General features: G+C 66.6%; 18 protein-coding genes. 10 read left to right on the top strand and 8 right to left on the bottom strand.

From position 1 onward, the window contains the following. The first annotated feature begins 140 nt into the window (after positions 1-140). From ACTWP9_RS02520 to panD, 6 genes are all read left to right on the top strand, one after another. Complete coding sequence (locus ACTWP9_RS02520) at positions 141-602, top strand: DUF1707 and DUF4190 domain-containing protein (protein ID WP_443244251.1); 462 nt, start codon at positions 141-143, stop codon at positions 600-602. A gap of 341 nt (positions 603-943) precedes the next feature. After that, the gene (rpsL, locus tag ACTWP9_RS02515; protein WP_003948652.1) at positions 944-1315 is read left to right on the top strand and encodes a 30S ribosomal protein S12; all 372 of its coding nucleotides are present in this window, start codon (positions 944-946) and stop codon (positions 1313-1315) included. A 2-nt stretch (positions 1316-1317) separates the two neighbouring features. Further along, the gene (rpsG, locus tag ACTWP9_RS02510) at positions 1318-1788 is read left to right on the top strand and encodes a 30S ribosomal protein S7 (RefSeq protein ID WP_019354980.1); all 471 of its coding nucleotides are present in this window, start codon (positions 1318-1320) and stop codon (positions 1786-1788) included. A 39-nt stretch (positions 1789-1827) separates the two neighbouring features. Continuing rightward, positions 1828-3951 (top strand): elongation factor G, encoded by a 2124-nt coding sequence (gene fusA / locus ACTWP9_RS02505; RefSeq protein WP_443244250.1) that lies wholly within the window; start codon positions 1828-1830, stop codon positions 3949-3951. 273 nt (positions 3952-4224) lie between these two features. Beyond that, the gene (gene tuf, locus ACTWP9_RS02500; protein WP_443244249.1) at positions 4225-5418 is read left to right on the top strand and encodes an elongation factor Tu; all 1194 of its coding nucleotides are present in this window, start codon (positions 4225-4227) and stop codon (positions 5416-5418) included. A 166-nt stretch (positions 5419-5584) separates the two neighbouring features. Then, positions 5585-6007, top strand: coding sequence for an aspartate 1-decarboxylase (panD, locus tag ACTWP9_RS02495; protein WP_443244248.1), 423 nt, complete (start codon positions 5585-5587; stop codon positions 6005-6007). On the opposite strand, the gene ACTWP9_RS02490 is transcribed toward panD, so the two are convergent. The 3 genes from ACTWP9_RS02490 to ACTWP9_RS02480 form a co-directional block, all read right to left on the bottom strand. Continuing rightward, positions 6008-6436 carry a hypothetical protein gene (locus ACTWP9_RS02490; protein ID WP_443244247.1) on the bottom strand — a complete coding sequence of 143 codons (429 nt, stop codon included), beginning with the start codon at positions 6434-6436 and terminating at the stop codon, positions 6008-6010. A gap of 65 nt (positions 6437-6501) precedes the next feature. Then, entirely contained in the window at positions 6502-7092 is a 591-nt protein-coding gene (locus tag ACTWP9_RS02485; RefSeq protein ID WP_443244246.1) for a Uma2 family endonuclease, read from the bottom strand. Positions 7093-7246: 154 nt separating this feature from the next. Then, complete coding sequence (locus ACTWP9_RS02480) at positions 7247-7753, bottom strand: ATP-binding protein (protein WP_443244245.1); 507 nt, start codon at positions 7751-7753, stop codon at positions 7247-7249. A 190-nt stretch (positions 7754-7943) separates the two neighbouring features. Between ACTWP9_RS02480 and ACTWP9_RS02475 the strand changes: the two genes are divergently transcribed. Together ACTWP9_RS02475 and ACTWP9_RS02470 are read left to right on the top strand one after the other, a co-directional pair. Next, positions 7944-8783 carry a helix-turn-helix domain-containing protein gene (locus tag ACTWP9_RS02475; RefSeq protein ID WP_443244244.1) on the top strand — a complete coding sequence of 280 codons (840 nt, stop codon included), beginning with the start codon at positions 7944-7946 and terminating at the stop codon, positions 8781-8783. Beyond that, complete coding sequence (locus ACTWP9_RS02470; protein ID WP_443244243.1) at positions 8780-8986, top strand: DUF397 domain-containing protein; 207 nt, start codon at positions 8780-8782, stop codon at positions 8984-8986. The genes ACTWP9_RS02475 and ACTWP9_RS02470 overlap by 4 nt, the downstream gene beginning before the upstream one ends. Before the next feature lie 82 nt (positions 8987-9068). Here ACTWP9_RS02470 and ACTWP9_RS02465 read toward each other — a convergent pair whose 3' ends face one another. From ACTWP9_RS02465 to ACTWP9_RS02445, 5 genes are all read right to left on the bottom strand, one after another. Further along, on the bottom strand, positions 9069-9323 hold the full coding sequence (locus ACTWP9_RS02465; protein ID WP_443244242.1) for a hypothetical protein: 255 nt from the start codon (positions 9321-9323) through the stop codon (positions 9069-9071). Between the two features lie 204 nt (positions 9324-9527). Beyond that, on the bottom strand, positions 9528-9938 hold the full coding sequence (locus ACTWP9_RS02460) for a hypothetical protein (protein ID WP_443244241.1): 411 nt from the start codon (positions 9936-9938) through the stop codon (positions 9528-9530). A 2-nt stretch (positions 9939-9940) separates the two neighbouring features. Beyond that, positions 9941-14497, bottom strand: coding sequence for a putative T7SS-secreted protein (locus tag ACTWP9_RS02455; RefSeq protein ID WP_443244240.1), 4557 nt, complete (start codon positions 14495-14497; stop codon positions 9941-9943). After that, positions 14497-15153 carry a hypothetical protein gene (locus ACTWP9_RS02450; RefSeq protein ID WP_443244239.1) on the bottom strand — a complete coding sequence of 219 codons (657 nt, stop codon included), beginning with the start codon at positions 15151-15153 and terminating at the stop codon, positions 14497-14499. Before ACTWP9_RS02450 ends, ACTWP9_RS02455 begins: the two co-directional genes overlap by 1 nt. Continuing rightward, the gene (locus ACTWP9_RS02445; protein WP_443244238.1) at positions 15153-15563 is read right to left on the bottom strand and encodes a hypothetical protein; all 411 of its coding nucleotides are present in this window, start codon (positions 15561-15563) and stop codon (positions 15153-15155) included. The genes ACTWP9_RS02450 and ACTWP9_RS02445 overlap by 1 nt, the downstream gene beginning before the upstream one ends. Before the next feature lie 559 nt (positions 15564-16122). Here ACTWP9_RS02445 and rpsJ point away from each other — a divergent pair. Further along, on the top strand, positions 16123-16431 hold the full coding sequence (rpsJ, locus tag ACTWP9_RS02440) for a 30S ribosomal protein S10 (protein ID WP_016473429.1): 309 nt from the start codon (positions 16123-16125) through the stop codon (positions 16429-16431). Between the two features lie 14 nt (positions 16432-16445). Beyond that, positions 16446-17090: a 50S ribosomal protein L3 gene (gene rplC, locus ACTWP9_RS02435; protein WP_443244237.1), complete on the top strand. Its 645-nt coding sequence runs from the start codon at positions 16446-16448 to the stop codon at positions 17088-17090. The last annotated feature ends 2 nt before the right edge of the window (positions 17091-17092 follow it).

The raw sequence follows: 17092 nt of genomic DNA, 5'->3' as shown, positions 1-17092 counted from the left end.
CTGGGAGGTGGGGGCCGGTGGCGTTCGGACCGTGGAATCCTGGAGGTGCCCCGGACCAGGGACACAGCCCTGGTCTTGTCCCGAGCCAGGGGCAGCAGAAGCCTGGCGCAGTTCCGATCCAGAGTCAGCAGGTCGGTTCGATGCGTGCCTCGCATACCGACCGGGAGCGGGCGATCGACGTGCTGAAGGCCGGCTTCAGTGAGGGCCGGCTGGGCCAGGACGAGTACGAGCAGCGGCTGGCGCGCGCCTCGCAGGCGCAGACGTACGCGGAGCTGAGCATGCTCATCGCGGATCTGCCGCAGGGGCCGGTGCCGGTTCCGGCGCCGCAGCCCGCCTATCCGCAGGTGCCGCGCACGTTTCTGCCCACGCCTCCGCCGCGTACCAACGGCTCGGCGATCGGGGCGCTGGTCTGCGGGGTCCTGACGCCGATGTACGGGCTGACGGCGATCCCCGCGGTGATTCTGGGGCACAAGGCGAAGGCGGAGATCCGGCGGTCGGGAGAGCAGGGCGAGGGACTGGCCATGGCAGGGCTGGTGCTGGGCTGGCTGGCCATCGGCACCATCCTGGCGATCATCTTCGGAGTGATCGTGGCATCGAGCTGACGCCGCCCGTCGGCGGCCTCCGTCGGCGCCCTGTTTCTCGCAGGTCGGGGGCGCTATGGTGGCCGGTCCATTTGTTTTGACCCCAGCCGATGAGGTAGGTACCCTCAGTCTCTGTGCCTGGGGTGTCCCCTGCGCTGTTCCCGCCCGCGATTGCGGGCCTACGCGCAGCCGGAGACACCGGACTCTGCTGCTTCTCACCATGGAGAAGCTTCCGCCTCTGCGGAGATCTCTCAATGGATTTCTCCCGGAGGGGACCGCAGTCTTCGACACACCCGACCTCGTGGGTCGGGGATGGCCCAGGTTAGCTTTATCGAGACTGGCACACAGAAACCGGAGAAACGGTGCCTACGATCCAGCAGCTGGTCCGCAAGGGCCGGCAGGACAAGGTCGAGAAGAACAAGACGCCCGCACTTGAGGGTTCGCCCCAGCGCCGAGGCGTCTGCACGCGCGTGTTCACGACCACCCCGAAGAAGCCGAACTCGGCCCTGCGCAAGGTCGCCCGTGTGCGCCTGACCAGCGGGATCGAGGTGACCGCCTACATTCCGGGTGAGGGTCACAACCTGCAGGAGCACTCCATCGTGCTCGTGCGCGGTGGCCGTGTGAAGGACCTGCCGGGTGTTCGCTACAAGATCATCCGCGGCTCCCTCGACACGCAGGGCGTCAAGAACCGCAAGCAGGCTCGCAGCCGCTACGGCGCCAAGAAGGAGAAGTAAGAATGCCTCGTAAGGGCCCTGCCCCGAAGCGCCCGGTCATCATCGACCCGGTCTACGGCTCTCCTCTGGTGACCTCCCTCATCAACAAGGTGCTGCTGAACGGTAAGCGCTCCACCGCCGAGCGCATCGTCTACGGCGCCATGGAGGGGCTGCGCGAGAAGACCGGCAACGACCCGGTCATCACGCTCAAGCGCGCGCTCGAGAACGTCAAGCCGACCCTCGAGGTCCGCTCCCGCCGCGTCGGTGGCGCCACCTACCAGGTTCCGGTCGAGGTCCGCCCCGGCCGTTCCTCCACTCTCGCGCTGCGCTGGATCGTGGGGTACTCCCGCGCCCGCCGCGAGAAGACCATGACCGAGCGTCTGATGAACGAGCTGCTCGATGCCTCCAACGGGCTCGGCGCCGCCGTGAAGAAGCGCGAGGACACGCACAAGATGGCCGAGTCCAACAAGGCCTTCGCGCACTACCGCTGGTAGTCGCTACCCCCATCGAGACCGAGAGAAGACTGAAGCCTTATGGCTACCACTTCACTTGACCTTGCCAAGGTCCGCAACATCGGGATCATGGCGCACATCGACGCGGGCAAGACGACGACCACCGAGCGGATCCTCTTCTACACCGGTCGCAGCTACAAGATCGGTGAGGTCCACGACGGCGCTGCCACGATGGACTGGATGGAGCAGGAGCAGGAGCGCGGCATCACGATCACGTCCGCCGCGACGACCACTCACTGGCCGCTCAACGGCGTCGACTACACCATCAACATCATCGACACCCCGGGCCACGTCGACTTCACCGTCGAGGTGGAGCGTGCGCTGCGCGTGCTCGACGGTGCCGTGACGGTGTTCGACGGTGTCGCCGGTGTGGAGCCGCAGTCCGAAACGGTGTGGCGGCAGGCCGACCGCTACGGCGTTCCGCGCATCTGCTTCGTCAACAAGCTCGACCGTACCGGTGCGGAGTTCCACCGCTGCGTCGACATGATCAGCGACCGCCTGGGTGCGATCCCGCTGGTCATGCAGCTGCCGATCGGCACCGAGGCGGACTTCAAGGGCGTCGTCGACCTGGTGTCGATGAAGGCCCTCGTCTGGTCGCCCGAGGCCAAGATGGGCGAGATGTACGACACCGTCGACATCCCGGACACCCACGCCGAGGCGGCCGAGGAGTGGCGCGGCAAGCTGCTCGAAGCCGTCGCGGAGAACGACGAAGAGATGATGGAGCTGTACCTGGAGGGCCAGGAGCCCACCGAGGAGCAGCTCATCGCGGCGATCCGCCGGGTCACGCTGGCCTCCACGGGCGCCGAGGGCACCATCACGGTGACCCCGGTGTTCTGCGGCACCGCGTTCAAGAACAAGGGCGTGCAGCCCCTGCTCGACGCGATTGCCCGCTACCTGCCGGCCCCGATCGATGTCGAGGCCGTCGAGGGCCAGTCCCCGAAGGACGCCGAGGAGATCATCACGCGTCGTCCGACCGAGGAAGAGCCGATGTCGGCGCTGGCGTTCAAGATTGCCAGCGACCCGCACCTCGGCAAGCTGACCTTCCTGCGCGTCTACTCGGGCCGCCTGAACACCGGCACCCAGGTGCTGAACTCGGTGAAGGGCCGCAAGGAGCGCATCGGCAAGATCTACCGGATGCACGCGAACAAGCGTGAGGAGATCGACTCGGTGGGTGCCGGCGACATCGTCGCCGTCATGGGTCTGAAGCAGACCACCACCGGTGAGACCCTCTGTGACGCGGGCAACCCGGTGATCCTGGAGTCGATGGACTTCCCGGCCCCGGTCATCGAGGTCGCCATCGAGCCCAAGTCGAAGGGCGACCAGGAGAAGCTGGGCGTCGCGATCCAGCGGCTGGCCGAGGAGGACCCGTCCTTCCAGGTCAAGACGAACGAGGACACCGGCCAGACGATCATCGCGGGCATGGGCGAGCTGCACCTGGACGTGCTGGTCGACCGTATGAAGCGCGAGTTCAAGGTCGAGGCCAACGTCGGTAAGCCGCAGGTGGCCTACCGCGAGTCGCTCCGCAAGAAGGTCGAGAAGGTCGACTACACCCACAAGAAGCAGACCGGTGGTTCCGGTCAGTTCGCGAAGGTGCAGATCGACGTCGAGCCGCTCGAGGGCGACGGCTACGAGTTCGTCAACCAGGTCACCGGTGGCCGTATCCCGCGGGAGTACATCCCGTCCGTGGACGCGGGCTGCCAGGAGGCCATGGAGTTCGGTGTGCTGGCGGGCTACCCGCTGACCGGCGTCCGTGTGACGCTGCTCGACGGTGCCTACCACGACGTCGACTCCTCCGAGATGGCGTTCAAGATCGCCGGTTCCATGGCGTTCAAGGAGGCCGCCCGGAGGGCGAACCCGGCCCTGCTGGAGCCGCTGATGAAGGTCGAGGTGACGACGCCCGAGGACTACATGGGCGACGTGATCGGCGACATCAACTCGCGGCGCGGCCAGGTCCAGTCGATGGACGACCGCGGCAACGCGAAGCTCGTCACCGGCCTGGTACCGCTGTCGGAGATGTTCGGCTACGTCGGGGACCTGCGCAGCAAGACCTCCGGCCGTGCCACGTACTCCATGCAGTTCGACTCCTACGGTGAGGTTCCCCGGAACGTCGCCGAGGAGGTCATCGCGAAGGCCAGGGGCGAGTAATCCACTCGTCCAGGGGCGAGTCGCAGTACTCGCTCAGGGGCGAGTAGGACATTCGTGCTCACCCCTTAGGCTGGAGCAAAGGCATTCGGGGCACTCCGGCACAGATCGCTCGGTCATCGATGCGGACTGTGCCGGGGGCGCCTCGGCCGCCGGCCCACCCAAGCGAACAGGTCAAGGGCATCCCCCTCGGGGTCCTGGCCGGTTCGGTACGACCACCTGAACCCCTCCGCAAAATGTGGAGGGTGTACAGCACCAGTCCACAGGAGGACCCCAGTGGCGAAGGCGAAGTTCGAGCGGACTAAGCCGCACGTCAACATCGGCACCATCGGTCACATCGACCACGGCAAGACCACTCTTACCGCGGCGATCACCAAGGTGCTGCACGACGCGTACCCGGACCTGAACGAGGCTTCGGCGTTCGAAAACATCGACAAGGCTCCCGAGGAGCGCCAGCGCGGTATCACCATCTCCATCGCGCACGTCGAGTACCAGACGGAGAACCGTCACTACGCCCACGTTGACTGCCCGGGTCACGCGGACTACATCAAGAACATGATCACCGGTGCGGCGCAGATGGACGGCGCCATCCTCGTGGTCGCCGCCACCGACGGCCCGATGCCGCAGACCAAGGAGCACGTGCTCCTGGCCCGCCAGGTCGGTGTTCCGTACATCGTCGTCGCCCTGAACAAGGCCGACATGGTGGACGACGAGGAGATCATGGAGCTCGTCGAGCTCGAGGTCCGTGAGCTGCTCTCCGAGTACGAGTTCCCGGGCGACGAGGTTCCGGTCGTCAAGGTCTCCGCGCTCAAGGCCCTCGAGGGCGACAAGGAGTGGGGCGACTCCGTCGTCAAGCTGATGCAGGCTGTCGACGACGCGATCCCGCAGCCGGAGCGCGACGTCGAGAAGCCGTTCCTCATGCCGATCGAGGACGTCTTCACGATCACCGGTCGCGGTACGGTCGTCACCGGCCGTATCGAGCGCGGTGTTCTGAAGGTCAACGAGAACGTCGACATCATCGGCATCAAGGAAGAGAAGACCTCGACCACCGTCACCGGTATCGAGATGTTCCGCAAGCTCCTTGACGAGGGCCAGGCCGGTGAGAACGTCGGTCTGCTGCTCCGCGGCATCAAGCGCGAGGACGTCGAGCGCGGCCAGGTCATCATCAAGCCGGGCTCGGTCACCCCGCACACGGAGTTCGAGGCGCAGGCGTACATCCTGTCGAAGGACGAGGGTGGCCGCCACACCCCGTTCTTCAACAACTACCGCCCGCAGTTCTACTTCCGTACCACCGACGTGACCGGCGTGGTGACCCTCCCCGAGGGCACCGAGATGGTCATGCCGGGCGACAACACCGAGATGAGCGTCCAGCTCATCCAGCCCGTCGCCATGGAAGAGGGCCTCAAGTTCGCCATCCGTGAGGGTGGCCGGACCGTGGGCGCCGGCCAGGTCACCAAGATCATCAAGTGACCTAGCGCGTCCAGCGCTCTTCAGCTTCGGCTGAGAAGAGGGCCCGTACGGCTGTGATGCCGTGCGGGCCCTCTTTCGTGTGCCGTTCGGGGTCCTACCATGGACGGGTCGGCGCGCACCTCGCTGCGGTGGGGGCGCGACCCTTCTTTCCCGTACGGAGTGAACTGTGCTGCGCACCATGTTCAAGTCCAAGATCCACCGGGCCACTGTCACCCAGGCCGATCTGCACTACGTCGGCTCGGTGACGATCGACGCCGAGCTGATGGCGGGAGCGGATCTGCTGCCGGGCGAGCTGGTCCACATCGTCGACATCACCAACGGGGCCCGGCTGGAGACCTACGTCATCGAGGGTGAGCCGGGCTCCGGCGTCATCGGCATCAACGGCGCGGCGGCGCATCTCGTCCACCCCGGGGACCTGGTGATCCTGATCAGCTACGCACAGGTGGACGACGCGGAGGCACGTTCGATGAAGCCGCGCGTGGTGCACGTGGACGCGGAGAACCGCATCGTGGGGCTGGGGGCCGACGCGGGGCAGCCGGTGCCGGGCTCGGACACGGCGCGGAGCCCGCAGGCTGTGGCGGCGCGCTGATCAGTTGCTGTCCCGGTCGAGGGCCGCGTAGACCGTGTACGCCCGCGCCATGGCCTGAGGGCCGGAGCTGAGCGCGTGCATCATTCCGTGCAGCCAGCCCCGGGCACTGCTGTCGAGGCTGGAGCCCAGCAGGGCCAGCAGCTCGCGCTCCTTCGCCGCCATCGCGGGCTCGGGACCGGGCAGCCGGGTGGAGAAGCGTGCCATGTCGTGGAACAGCGCGGCGAGTTCGGGCGAGACCGGCGCTTCGGCAGGCAGCCTGCCGCTTTCCTCCGCCTGGTGCAGCAGCTGCGCCAGGCGGGTGCGCCGCTGCCGGATGGCCTCCTCCTGGCGTGCCAGATCCGCGTCCAGTTCGGCGAGCACCTGGGCCAGCTCCTTCTCGGCGAGCTCTCCGTCCGCATGCCGCCAGGAGAAACGTTGTCGCTGCGACAAGGTCAATCGACGGTGCCCGGAAGTGGTACGGGTGCGATACGGGCGCGCCTGTGCGGGGCACGACGCTAGGAGGCGTAGCGGGGCAGGCCCTCGGTGGAGATGGTCCAGTCGCCGATGGTGACGTCCTCGCCGTAGACGAAGTCCTTACGGGTGGCATAGCGAGGGCCGGCGGGGGTGGGGTGAATGTCGGAGAGGACGGCGCCTTCGCCGGTACGGGGATCGAAGACCACGTAGACCGGGACCCCCAGCAGCGGATAGTCACGCATCTTGCCCGTCCAGTCGTTGTCCGGGTTGGAGCGGGAGACGACTTCGATGGCGGCGACGAGGGTACGCGGGTCGAATGGCCCCTCGACCTCCATGTCGTCCTCGGAGATCACCATGATGTCCGGATGACGCACGACGCCGTGCTGTGCGTCCTCCACGTCAGGTGTGCCGGTATGGGCGAGCAGCCCGTCCGGCATCACCTTCTCCAGGCGACGGCTGACGCGCGCCGCCGTCAGTTCGTGTGGTCCCCCCGGCGACATCATGTCGTGAACGATGCCTTCCCTGGTGATCTCCAGCTTGCCGGGCACACTGCTCTGCATGCGCTCGACGATGTCCCGCATCGCCTGATACTGGACGGCGTCGTGCCCCGCATGGTGTGGAGTGATCGTCACGGCGCTCGCTCCCTTCTGCGATGACCGGAGGCCAGGCCACTCATGCTAGCCGCGCACCGGCGACCGCAGCCCGTGACTGTTGTGGCCTTCCGCCCTTCGCCCGTGTGGATGAAGGGAGGCTGGTGGGGCTTGGTCCGGTGCTTCGCGGGTTCTTTCAAGGGACTGATGTCGTGGGGCGCCGGGGCCCGGTGTGCCGCGATCCGGTGAGCGCGGTAGCGGGCATGAGGGAGATTTCCGCCCAGACGGTCTTGCAGGGCGATGGTCCGTGCGCCACGCCCCACCGATCGGCCAGCGCCTCGACGAGCACCAGCCCGCGCCCCGACTCCGCGTCGGCGGGCGGAGGTTGCGGCGGTGCGGTGTCCGGAGCACGCTCTCTGCGGGTGTCCGTCACCTCGATACGGAGTGCGCCGGGGTCCTCCGCCGTACGGACCCTGAGCCGGAAACTCCGTCCCGGCACCCGTCCGTGCAGTGCCGCATTCGCGGCCAGTTCGGCGACGACGTGCGCGGCGGTCTCCGTCGGCAGCCCACGCGAGCCGAGCTCGGCGACGGTCAGTAGCCGCGCGAGGCGCGCCCCGCGCCGGGTGGAGGACAGCAGAACGGTGAAGTCCAGTGCGGCGCCTGGGAGATGGGTCGGCTGAGCAGTGCTGGTCTCGTTGGTCACCTCACCCAGCGTGGCCGCCCGTGCGCGCACTGGACAGGTCCTCCGAGCGCACGGGCGGAGGCTGTCCGGGAGCGCGGACGGGATAGTACGGCTTGTACGCCGTAACCGGAGCAGTTTTATGAATTCTGTGACAAACCATGGCCGGTCATTCCTACGGTATGCGTACCGAATGCGGACGGAGGCGGTATGCATGGTTGAACACGACGACGAATGGGAGGCGGGGCTGGAGGACGATTCCAGCGCCGTACTCCGGGCTGTCAGTCGCCAGATCAAGCTCTGGCGCGAGGCAGCCGGGATGACCCAGCCCGAACTGGGCGCTGCCATTGGATACGGCGACGAGATGGTCTCCGCGGTGGAACGCGGAAAGCGCCTACCCAAGCCGGAGTTCCTGGACAACTCGGATGAGGTCCTTGGTGCGGGCGGCAAGATCTCCGCGATGAAGGAGGACGTGAAGCAGGCCCGGTACCCGAAGAAGGTGCGGGATTTGGCCAAGTTGGAGGCCAAGGCGGTGGAGGTGGGTGCCTATAGCAATCACAACGTTGAGGGCTTGCTGCAGACGGAGGGGTACGCCCGCGCTTTGTACGGCATGCGTCGCCCGGCCTTCAGCGAGGACGAGATCGAGCGCCTCGTGGTCGCTCGGATGGCTCGCCAGGAGATCTTCGAGCGGCGCCCTGCACCCACCATGACGTTTGTCTTGGAAGAGGTGACGCTACGAAGGCCGCTTGGCGGCAGAATGGTGCTGCGGCAACAGCTCGAACACCTGCTTGAGGTCGGTCAGTTGCGTCACGTGGTGCTGCAGGTGATGCCGACTCAGTGTGAAGACCACGGCAGCATGGGTGGTCAGTTCGAGGTCCTGAAGCTCAGCTCAGGGGAGACGTTGGCGCACTGGGAAGCCCACTTGTACAACCGCCTGGTCTCGGCGCCGAAGGAGGTCCAGGTGCTGGAGACGCGCTATGGGATTATCCGTTCCCAGGCGCTCGCGCCGCGTGAGTCGTTGGCCTTCATCGAAAAAGTGCTGGGAGAGACATGACCCTGAAGCTGTCCACCGGAGACGATGTCACCCTGGAGTGGACCAAGAGCAGCTACAGCAGCAACGACGGCCCACAGTGCGTCGAGGTGGCTGCCACGCCCGGCACCGTCCACATCCGCGACTCGAAGGACAAGCAGGGCCCTCAGCTCGCTGTCACCGCCTCCACCTGGGCCGACTTCGTGTCGTACGCCGCCGATCGCTGATGCCGACCCCGCCGTGCCCCCGTCTCGCCGAGGTGGGGGGCACAGGGCTGCCCCCAAGAGTCACCGCCCTGGGCGGTGACTCTCAAGTTCCACGCAGGCGCCGCGCGTTGTCGATGTCCCCTTGGAGTGCGCTGAGCCGGGGAGGTTCGCGGTCGGCGTCCAGGACCACGACGTGGAGTGTGTCGCCTACCTGGGGCGGGGCGGCGTTCTGGTCCCACCAGGAGGGGTGCTTCACCGGGTCGATGAAACCGGTGGCGCCGTCCACCGTGACCTTCGCACCGACGGGGGCCACTCCGACGACCGTCACCACGAGTTCCTGATGGTTGTGGAAAGTCATGAGGGTTCCCCGAAAATGGATATCCAATTACGCTCTTGAGTCAGCTCGTTGAACCTGTCGAGTTTGTCCACGGGTATCTCGAACTCCAGGCGGGGTGCGTACAGGCCTGTGGTCCCACTCCGCAGGGCAATGCGTGGCGTTGTCCCGATCGAGGTATTGGGAGATCCCGGGCAGCTTGTCGAGCACACCACAGCGATCGGCTGCTTATGAATGGCCTGGTGCCTTCATGCGTGTCAGGGAGATTTTCTCCTCGTGGTCAATAATGATCACGTCCATGCCGTTGGGATTCAGAGCGATGATGGCCACGTCGTCCGACGACGGATACCAAAGGTCATCGATCACTTCGACGAATTTCCCGTAGGAAGCGCGGGCGGCGAGACCGTCCGACAGCCACACGCCCAGAACTTCGGCGTCAATGTCCACGTTTTGCGCAAGGAGCCAGCTCTGTAGATCCTCCGCAAGGAAATGGGATGCGTCTGCGCTGACTTCGGCGTTCTGTTGAATCTCTGGTACTCGCGCAAGGTCGTCACCGAGGAGGTGAACTGCTTCCTCAAAGGCTGATCGACTTGGCGAAGTGCCGATTTCTGCCAGGGTTTCCTTGAGTCTGGGAGGCATTCCTAATTTCCTTCTACTATGTTTCCGTGTGAATCCTGCCAAGGGGCCCATCCGATGTGGCGGGAACCAGGCGTCGATACGTCTTCGGGGAACCAGTCATGGCCGAAGACTCCTCCCTTGCCCTTCTTCCCTGTCGACCAATCCCAATAGTTCACGTGATGGTCAGTGTTGTCGATCCGCCATCCACGCATTTTGTCTGCACTCTGTTCCCCGATCAAAGTGCCAGTGCCCTCACCGGTCTTTGGGTTGTAGTCGTACATCTTCAGGGAATCCGGCCCCAGGTCCCCGCCCGCATGCCGCCGGGCAGCCTCGATTGCTCTGTCGTAGTTCGACCAGGAGAAATCTTGCCTGTTGGTTTTCTCGATGTTTTCGATTCTCGGGTCGTCCGGCAGATCCCCACCAGGGGGGCAGTCTATGGGCGCCAGCCCCAGCGGATCGGATACTGAGTACGGGTTGTGGACGTAGGACGTCGGGTTCGGTGAGGGGCTGAGACCGAGGGGGTCGGTCGTCAGATAACGCGCGGCTGCAGGGTCGTAATACCGGAAGTAGTTGTAATGCAGGCCGGTTTCTGGGTCGTAATACTGGCCGGGGAACCGCAGCGGCGTGTAAGAGGTGCTGTCACTGTGCCAGGTGGTGGTTCCCCAAAGGGTGGATCGGGTGTGCCAGCCTATGTCGCCTTGTTCATCGACGAGCTCGGTCGGAGTTCCCACCAGGTCGGTGACTATCGCGTAGAAACGGGAATGAAGCTCCCGCTGCGTCACATCGTCCAGTATGCGCTCGGTCTGGGCGAGCGGCACGACCCCCTCGTGCTCCCACGTGAGAGTCACCGGGTGGGAGAGACTGCCGGCGGTCGTGGTCTCTTCCATGAGGGTGGGGCCGTCCCAGGTGAAGGTGACGGTTTCGGCCTTTTCCTGGCCTGCCATACGATGCTTCGCCGTGCGGCGGCCCAAGGGGTCGTACTCGTAGCGCCAGGTCGTGCTGTCCGGGGTGACGACCTGGGTGAGGCGGTCTTCTGCGTCCCAGGTGTAGTACCAGGTGTCCGGCTTTTTCGTCAGGCGGGACTTTTGGCGGAGAGTGGTGCGGCCCGCTTCGTCGTGTTCGTAGCGGACTTTGCCCGCTGACGTGATCCTCGTGCCGGCGTAGGTCCGAGGGCCTATCGCCTCCGGAGCGGCGTGCTTTGTCGGCCAGACGGCCTCGGTCTGGTTGCCCGCTTCGTCGTAGGCGTAGCGCTCGGTCCACCTTCGGGCGTGGACTGCTGTGACTCGGCCGGTCGCGTCCAGGTCGAAGGTGGCCCGGCCGGAGAGCAGGTCCTCCATGGCTGTGAGGTAGCCGTCCGGGCGGTACTCGTACTCCCTGCGCTGGATTGTCGACTGATTGGACAGCGACTGTGTTTGCAGGCGGCCCGCCGGGTCCCATACCTGCGCCAGGGTGAGTCCACCGTCGCCTATGTGGCGTTCCGTTTCGCGGCCTGCCGCGTCGTGGGTGAAGTCGAGTGTGTGGCCGGAGGCCGTCAGGCTCGTGCGGTTGCCCGCCTCGTCGTAGGTGCTGGTGGATACGGCGCCGGTGGGGGTGACGCGTCGGGTGCGGCGGCCCAGTGCGTCGTAGGTGTGTGTGACTGCGCGGCCGTTGACCAGTTCCGTTTTGATGCGGCCGAGCTTGTCGCGTTGGTAGCGGAGTTCGGCGTCGGGGCCGACTGCTTCCAGCAGGCGCCCTGCTGGGTCGTAGGCGTATGTCGTTGCCTTGCCCGCCGCGTCCTTGCGTACGGTGCGGCCCAGTGCGTCGCGCTCGTACGTGATCTCCTCGTCCAGGGGCGTCACGCGCCGCGACAACTGGCCGGCCGCGTCCAGCTCATACCGCTGCGTACGGTCGTCGAAGTCCGTCTCCGCGATCAGTCGCCCCGCAGGGTCGTAGGTGTAGTCCCAGGTCAGACCCTGCGGGTTGGTGACGCGGGTCAAATGCAGTTCGGGGTCGTACGCGAATTCGTAGCGCACTCCGTCCGGGCCGGTTCGGGCTTCGAGCATGTCGAAGTGGGTGTATTCGTAGCGTGTTTCGCCGCCGGCTGCGTCGATGTGGCGGGTGCAGTTGCCCTCGCCGTCCCACTCCCAGTGCTCAGTTGCACCATCCGGCCTGGAGCTGGAGGCCAAACGGCCCTCGGTCGTCCAGGTCAACTCCGTCTGCGCGCCAAGCGGGTCCACCACCCGGACCGGGCGGCCGAATGCATCGCGCTCGTAGCGGGTCGTGCCGCCCAGCGGGTCGGTGATCTCCACCGGGAGACCGGACGTGTCGCAACGGACCCGCGTCGTCGCGCCGAGCGCGTCCGTCACCGTCGCCAGGTGGCCGCGGCCGTCGTAGGTATAGCGAGTTGTGTGGCCTGCGGGGTCGGTGAGGCTGGTGCGGTTGCCGTGCTCGTCCCACTCCTGCCGCCAGATCGCGCCGCCGGGGTCCCTCGTCATGACGGGGAAGCCGGAGCCGTTGCGTTCGATGGTGGTGTTCGTGCCGTCGGGGCGGGTGACGCTCGCCAGACGGCTCGCTTCGTCGTACGTGAACGTTGTGCGCCGGCCCAGGGCGTCGGTGTGGGAGAGCGGGCGGTTGTACGGGTCTCGTTCGGTGCGGGTGCGGTGGCCCAGGGGGTCGATCTCCCCGACGACGAGGCCTTGGTCGTCGAACAGGGTTCGGGTTGTGTGGCCCGCGGCTGACGTCAGTGTCGTGACCTTGTGGCCGGTCGCCTCGTCGATGCCGTCGTAGTCGATACGGACCTGCATATGACCGGCCGTGCCGCCCTCGGCGATGACGCGGTGGAGGTTGTCGTAGACGTAGTCGTAGCGGCGGTCGTTGGTGTCGGTCCAGGACACCACCCGCTGCTCGTCGTCGTATTCGAAGCGCAAAGGCAGGCCGGAGGAGTTGGTGACCTCCGTCAGGTTGCCGTCCGTGTAGCCGTAGCGCATCACCGTCGTGTCGGCGTCCGCTCCTGCGAGGGTCAGCGCCGTGACGCGGTTGTCCTCGACGGTCAGCTTCACCACGTAGCCGCCGCTGTGGACCAAGCGCGTGGGGACGCCCGTCTGCTCGTCGTACTCGAAGGTGGTGCTGTGGCCGTTGCGGTCGGTGATCTGTTCGAGCCGGGCGGTCCCGTCGTCCGAAGCGCCGCTCTGCGGGGGTGCGAAGTGCCGTACCCACCCCGACCGCTCCGTCAGCGTGTAGCCGCCGTCCGGTGTGCGCTCCAGCGGCATGCGGGATGAGCCCGCTGACGGGAGGGTGGGGACGCCGGGAGCTGGATGCGGATAGGACAGCAGGCGGCCGTCCTCGGCGACGAAGACGACGCCCTCGGCGTCGATCTCGAGTCGCTGGTCCACCGTCGACGACCACGAGGGACCGAACCAGTGGCCCAGCCGGTAGCCGGACTCGACGCGGCGGGTGAAGGTCAGCGGCAGGGAACCGGGCAGGGACAGGTCGGTCTGGGGGACGTACATCTTCCCCGTGGCGAGGTCGACCGGGTCGGTCTTGCCGGAGGGAATCTCGTCGCCGTGCCTGGCGGCCTGGCTCGGGCCCTTCTCGTCGAGCACCCTCCGTGCTTCCGTCGCCTCTTTCGCCAGCTTTCCGGCCCGGCCGGCCTTGGTGGCCATGCCGATGCCTTTGGTGCCGATCAGTTCGGGGAGGAGGCGGCCGATGCCCTCGGAGGGGTCCTTTTTGAAGGTCTCCCACATTTGTTTGCCGGTGCCGACGGGGTCGTTGGCGACGCGGGCGATGCCGGTGACGGTGGAGTTGAGGTTGGTGACGTACTCCGCCGGGTGCGTGACGTTGTAGGGGTCGAGCGGGTTGATGCCCCGTACGAAGTTGTTGAGGCCCGCCAGGCCCTTGACGACGCCGCCGGTGAGGTGGGTGGCGTCCAGCTGGAGCCCTTGGAGGCCGTCGCCGGCCTGGTCCCAGTAGTCGGGTTTGGGCGGGGCTGCATCGCGGGCTGCCTTGACGGCGGTCTGCGCGATGCCGGCAGCCGTGTTGCGCTGGGAGCGGGCCCTGGAGAGCTGCTCTTCGGCCTCGTCCTTCTTGTCGTCCTTGTATTTGGCGACGGCCTCGCGGGCCTGGGACTGGGCGCGTTCGACGGTGTGGGCGAAGTCCTCCAGTGCTCCGGCGGCCTTCTCGCACGCGTCGGCGGCCTTGGCCCACTTGGCCGGCTCCAGGCCGACCTTCTCCCAGAAGGCGTCCGCCGCCTTCCCCTTCAACGTCCCCTTGGGCAGCTTTTTCAGGCCGTTGGCGACGTTGTCGAACGCGGTCTGGAAGTCCTTCAGATGCTTGGCCGTCGAACGGATCCTGCCCGGGCTGCCGAAGATCAGCTTCTTCGGGTCCTCGGTCTCGTCCAGCTGGAACTCGGACGTCTCGGCGCCCATGGCGTTCGCCGCCGAGCGGGACTTGTCCCGTACCCAGTCCCCGCCGCTCTCCCAGCCGACGTCGTCCAGCCGGTCGGCGCTCCAGTTGCCGGCGCCCTCGACGGCGTCACCGGCGCCCTCGACCAGGTCCTCGCCCTTCTCCTCGATGGAGTCGGGTACGAAATCCCGCCAGCCCATCAGCCCTGACCCCCCTGCTGTTGCTGCTGTGCTGCCGCCCGCTCCTCAGGGGAGGGGCCGAAGTACTCGTCCCGCTTCGCTTCCACCTGTTCGTCGCTGACACCGGTGGCGTCCTGCGCCATGTCCATGTACATGCCGCCCCGGCCCTTGGTGGTCAGCTCCCGGCCGGTGTCCTGCCAGTCCTGTTTGATGTCCTGGCCCGCCTTCTCCCAGGACTCTCCGCTCCAGTCCGGCGCGTCCGGCGTGAGGATGTCGCCGTAGCCCTGCTTGGCGACCTCCTCCTCGGTGGCGTGCGGATTGCCGGTGTACGAGACCGAGTTCAGGGCGACCTTGAGCGTTCCCGCCCGGTACTGGTCCTCCTCGTGTGCCATCCCCGCGGACAGGCCGAGCTTCTGGGCCAGCGCGTTGGCGTTCTGCACCAGGGCGCGTACGCCCCACTCCCACTTCTCGCAGAAGTCCTCGAAATCCGTCGCCAGCCCGGGGTGGCCCATCTCCATCCCGGTCAGGGACAGCTCCTCGAAGCCTGCGCCCTGTAACGACGACGTTGCCGAGCTACCGGACTGCTTCAGTTCGTCGATGGCGCCTTTGAGTCCCTTCTCGATCAGGTCGAGAGACTCTTTGTTCCACTTGACGCCGTCGCCCTTGTCGTCACCCATCAGGCGCCCTCCCCCTTGTCGGCACCACCTACGGCCACCTCGTCCGGCACGATCCCGGGCACGGGCGGAAAGAGCATGGAGCCGTCCTCATCCGCGATGTCGACGGCGACACCCGTCGGCCCGTCGAGCTCGGGCACGACGGCGTCCAGCAGCCGGGCGCCCAGAACGGACGTGTACTCCCAGGGCTCACCCGCTGCGCCCCCACCGCTCTCCCGGGCGAACCGCGCCAGCGCCGCCTCGTCCGTGAACGCGAGGATCCAGCGCACCCCGCCGAAGCTGCGCGTCAGCAGCTGATCGGCGTTCGGGCCCAGGGTCGGCACCAGCACCGCTGCACGCCGGAACTCGCCCAGCAACGTGCCGGGGTCCCCGGTCCCGGCACGCATCGCGGCAATCTCTTCCGGAAGCTCCATCTCCGGTCCCCCCTTTTTGCGACCGGTCCTTCACTCAAACAGGTACGGCACCGTCACGCAATGCCACCTCAGGGCACCGGTTAGTGATCGTCCGGACATTGCTGCACGTCACCGGGGGTGTGGCCGACAGAGGGCCGGTCCGTGCGCACCAGCCGCGAGTGTGCTAGTGGCCCGATTGGCGACCGCTCTCACCTCTATGGCACACTGTCCAGGTTGCTCGGTTGAGTGCCGATGCTGCGCGCCTCCCGCCGGGAGGACCGGAAGCGAGTCCCAGGTATTCGTCGCCCCTCATCAGGGGCGGAAGTACGGGAATCTTCCGGGAAGCGTAGGAGGGGCTTCCAGCCAGGCACCCGGTGGGTTTCCTCCCCCGGCTCCTCCTCTCACGGAACCCCTGAGGTCCGCGAGCCTCCGGGTTCGCTACGGCCCCCAGGGGCGTGCTCATGCGGATCCGTACGAGAAGGAAGCCGACACGCCCGACCGCGTGGGTCGAGCGAAAGGTTGGGGGCTGCGAAATCAACGGGGTCCAGAGCGTTACGAGAGACAGGACTACGAAGTAGCCATGGCGGGACAGAAGATCCGCATCAGGCTCAAGGCCTACGACCACGAGGTCATCGACAACTCGGCGAAGAAGATCGTCGAGACGGTGACGCGTACTGGCGCGTCGGTCGCCGGCCCGGTGCCGCTGCCCACAGAGAAGAACGTGTACTGCGTCATCAAGTCGCCGCACAAGTACAAGGACTCGCGCGAGCACTTCGAGATGCGCACCCACAAGCGTCTGATCGACATCCTCGACCCGACCCCCAAGACCGTTGACTCGCTGATGCGCCTGGACCTCCCGGCCGGCGTCGACATCGAGATCAAGCTCTGAGGGGTGTCGTAGAGATGGCTAAGCAGATCAAGGGCGTCCTGGGCGAGAAGCTCGGCATGACCCAGGTCTGGGACGACAACAACCGCGTTGTCCCCGTGACCGTCGTCAAGGCCGGGCCGAACGTCGTGACCCAGGTCCGCACCGCAGACAAGGACGGCTACGAGGCCGTCCAGATCGCCTTCGGCGAGATCGACCCGCGCAAGGTGAACAAGCCCCTCAAGGGCCACTTCTCCAAGGCCGATGTCACCCCCCGCCGCCACCTGGTGGAGATCCGCACCTCCGACGCGTCCGAGTACACGCTCGGCCAGGAGCTGAACGCGGACACCTTCGAGGCCGGCGTCAAGGTGGATGTGACCGGCAAGTCGAAGGGCAAGGGCTTCGCCGGCGGTATGAAGCGCCATGGCTTCCACGGCGGCAAGGCTTCGCACGGTGCCCACCGCGTGCACCGCAAGCCGGGCGCCATCGGTGGCTGCGCCACCCCGGGCCGTGTCTTCAAGGGCACCCGCATGGCCGGCCGGATGGGCAACGAGCGGGTCACCACCCAGAACCTGACCGTCCACGCCGTTGACGCGGAGAAGGGCCTGCTGCTCATCAAGGGCGCAGTCCCCGGTCCGAACGGCGGCCTCGTCCTGGTCCGTACCGCGGCCAAGGGGGCCTGAGG

Origin of the sequence: Streptomyces sp. 3N207 (genome assembly GCF_052246355.1) — a bacterium.
Classification (GTDB): domain Bacteria; phylum Actinomycetota; class Actinomycetes; order Streptomycetales; family Streptomycetaceae; genus Streptomyces.
The sequence above is the reverse complement of the archived record's forward strand: the minus strand, read 5'-3'. Positions and strand labels throughout refer to the sequence as shown.

Coding starts and splice junctions, on each gene's coding strand:
- ACTWP9_RS02520 (WP_443244251.1), top strand. CDS start 141: ATGCGTGCCTCGCATACCGACCGGGAGCGGGCGATCGACGTGCTGAAG.
- rpsG (WP_019354980.1), top strand. CDS start 1,318: ATGCCTCGTAAGGGCCCTGCCCCGAAGCGCCCGGTCATCATCGACCCG.
- fusA (WP_443244250.1), top strand. CDS start 1,828: ATGGCTACCACTTCACTTGACCTTGCCAAGGTCCGCAACATCGGGATC.
- ACTWP9_RS02475 (WP_443244244.1), top strand. CDS start 7,944: ATGGTTGAACACGACGACGAATGGGAGGCGGGGCTGGAGGACGATTCC.
- ACTWP9_RS02470 (WP_443244243.1), top strand. CDS start 8,780: ATGACCCTGAAGCTGTCCACCGGAGACGATGTCACCCTGGAGTGGACC.
- ACTWP9_RS02465 (WP_443244242.1), bottom strand. CDS start 9,323: ATGACTTTCCACAACCATCAGGAACTCGTGGTGACGGTCGTCGGAGTG.
- ACTWP9_RS02460 (WP_443244241.1), bottom strand. CDS start 9,938: ATGCCTCCCAGACTCAAGGAAACCCTGGCAGAAATCGGCACTTCGCCA.
- ACTWP9_RS02455 (WP_443244240.1), bottom strand. CDS start 14,497: ATGGGCTGGCGGGATTTCGTACCCGACTCCATCGAGGAGAAGGGCGAG.
- ACTWP9_RS02450 (WP_443244239.1), bottom strand. CDS start 15,153: ATGGGTGACGACAAGGGCGACGGCGTCAAGTGGAACAAAGAGTCTCTC.
- ACTWP9_RS02445 (WP_443244238.1), bottom strand. CDS start 15,563: ATGGAGCTTCCGGAAGAGATTGCCGCGATGCGTGCCGGGACCGGGGAC.
- rpsJ (WP_016473429.1), top strand. CDS start 16,123: ATGGCGGGACAGAAGATCCGCATCAGGCTCAAGGCCTACGACCACGAG.
- rplC (WP_443244237.1), top strand. CDS start 16,446: ATGGCTAAGCAGATCAAGGGCGTCCTGGGCGAGAAGCTCGGCATGACC.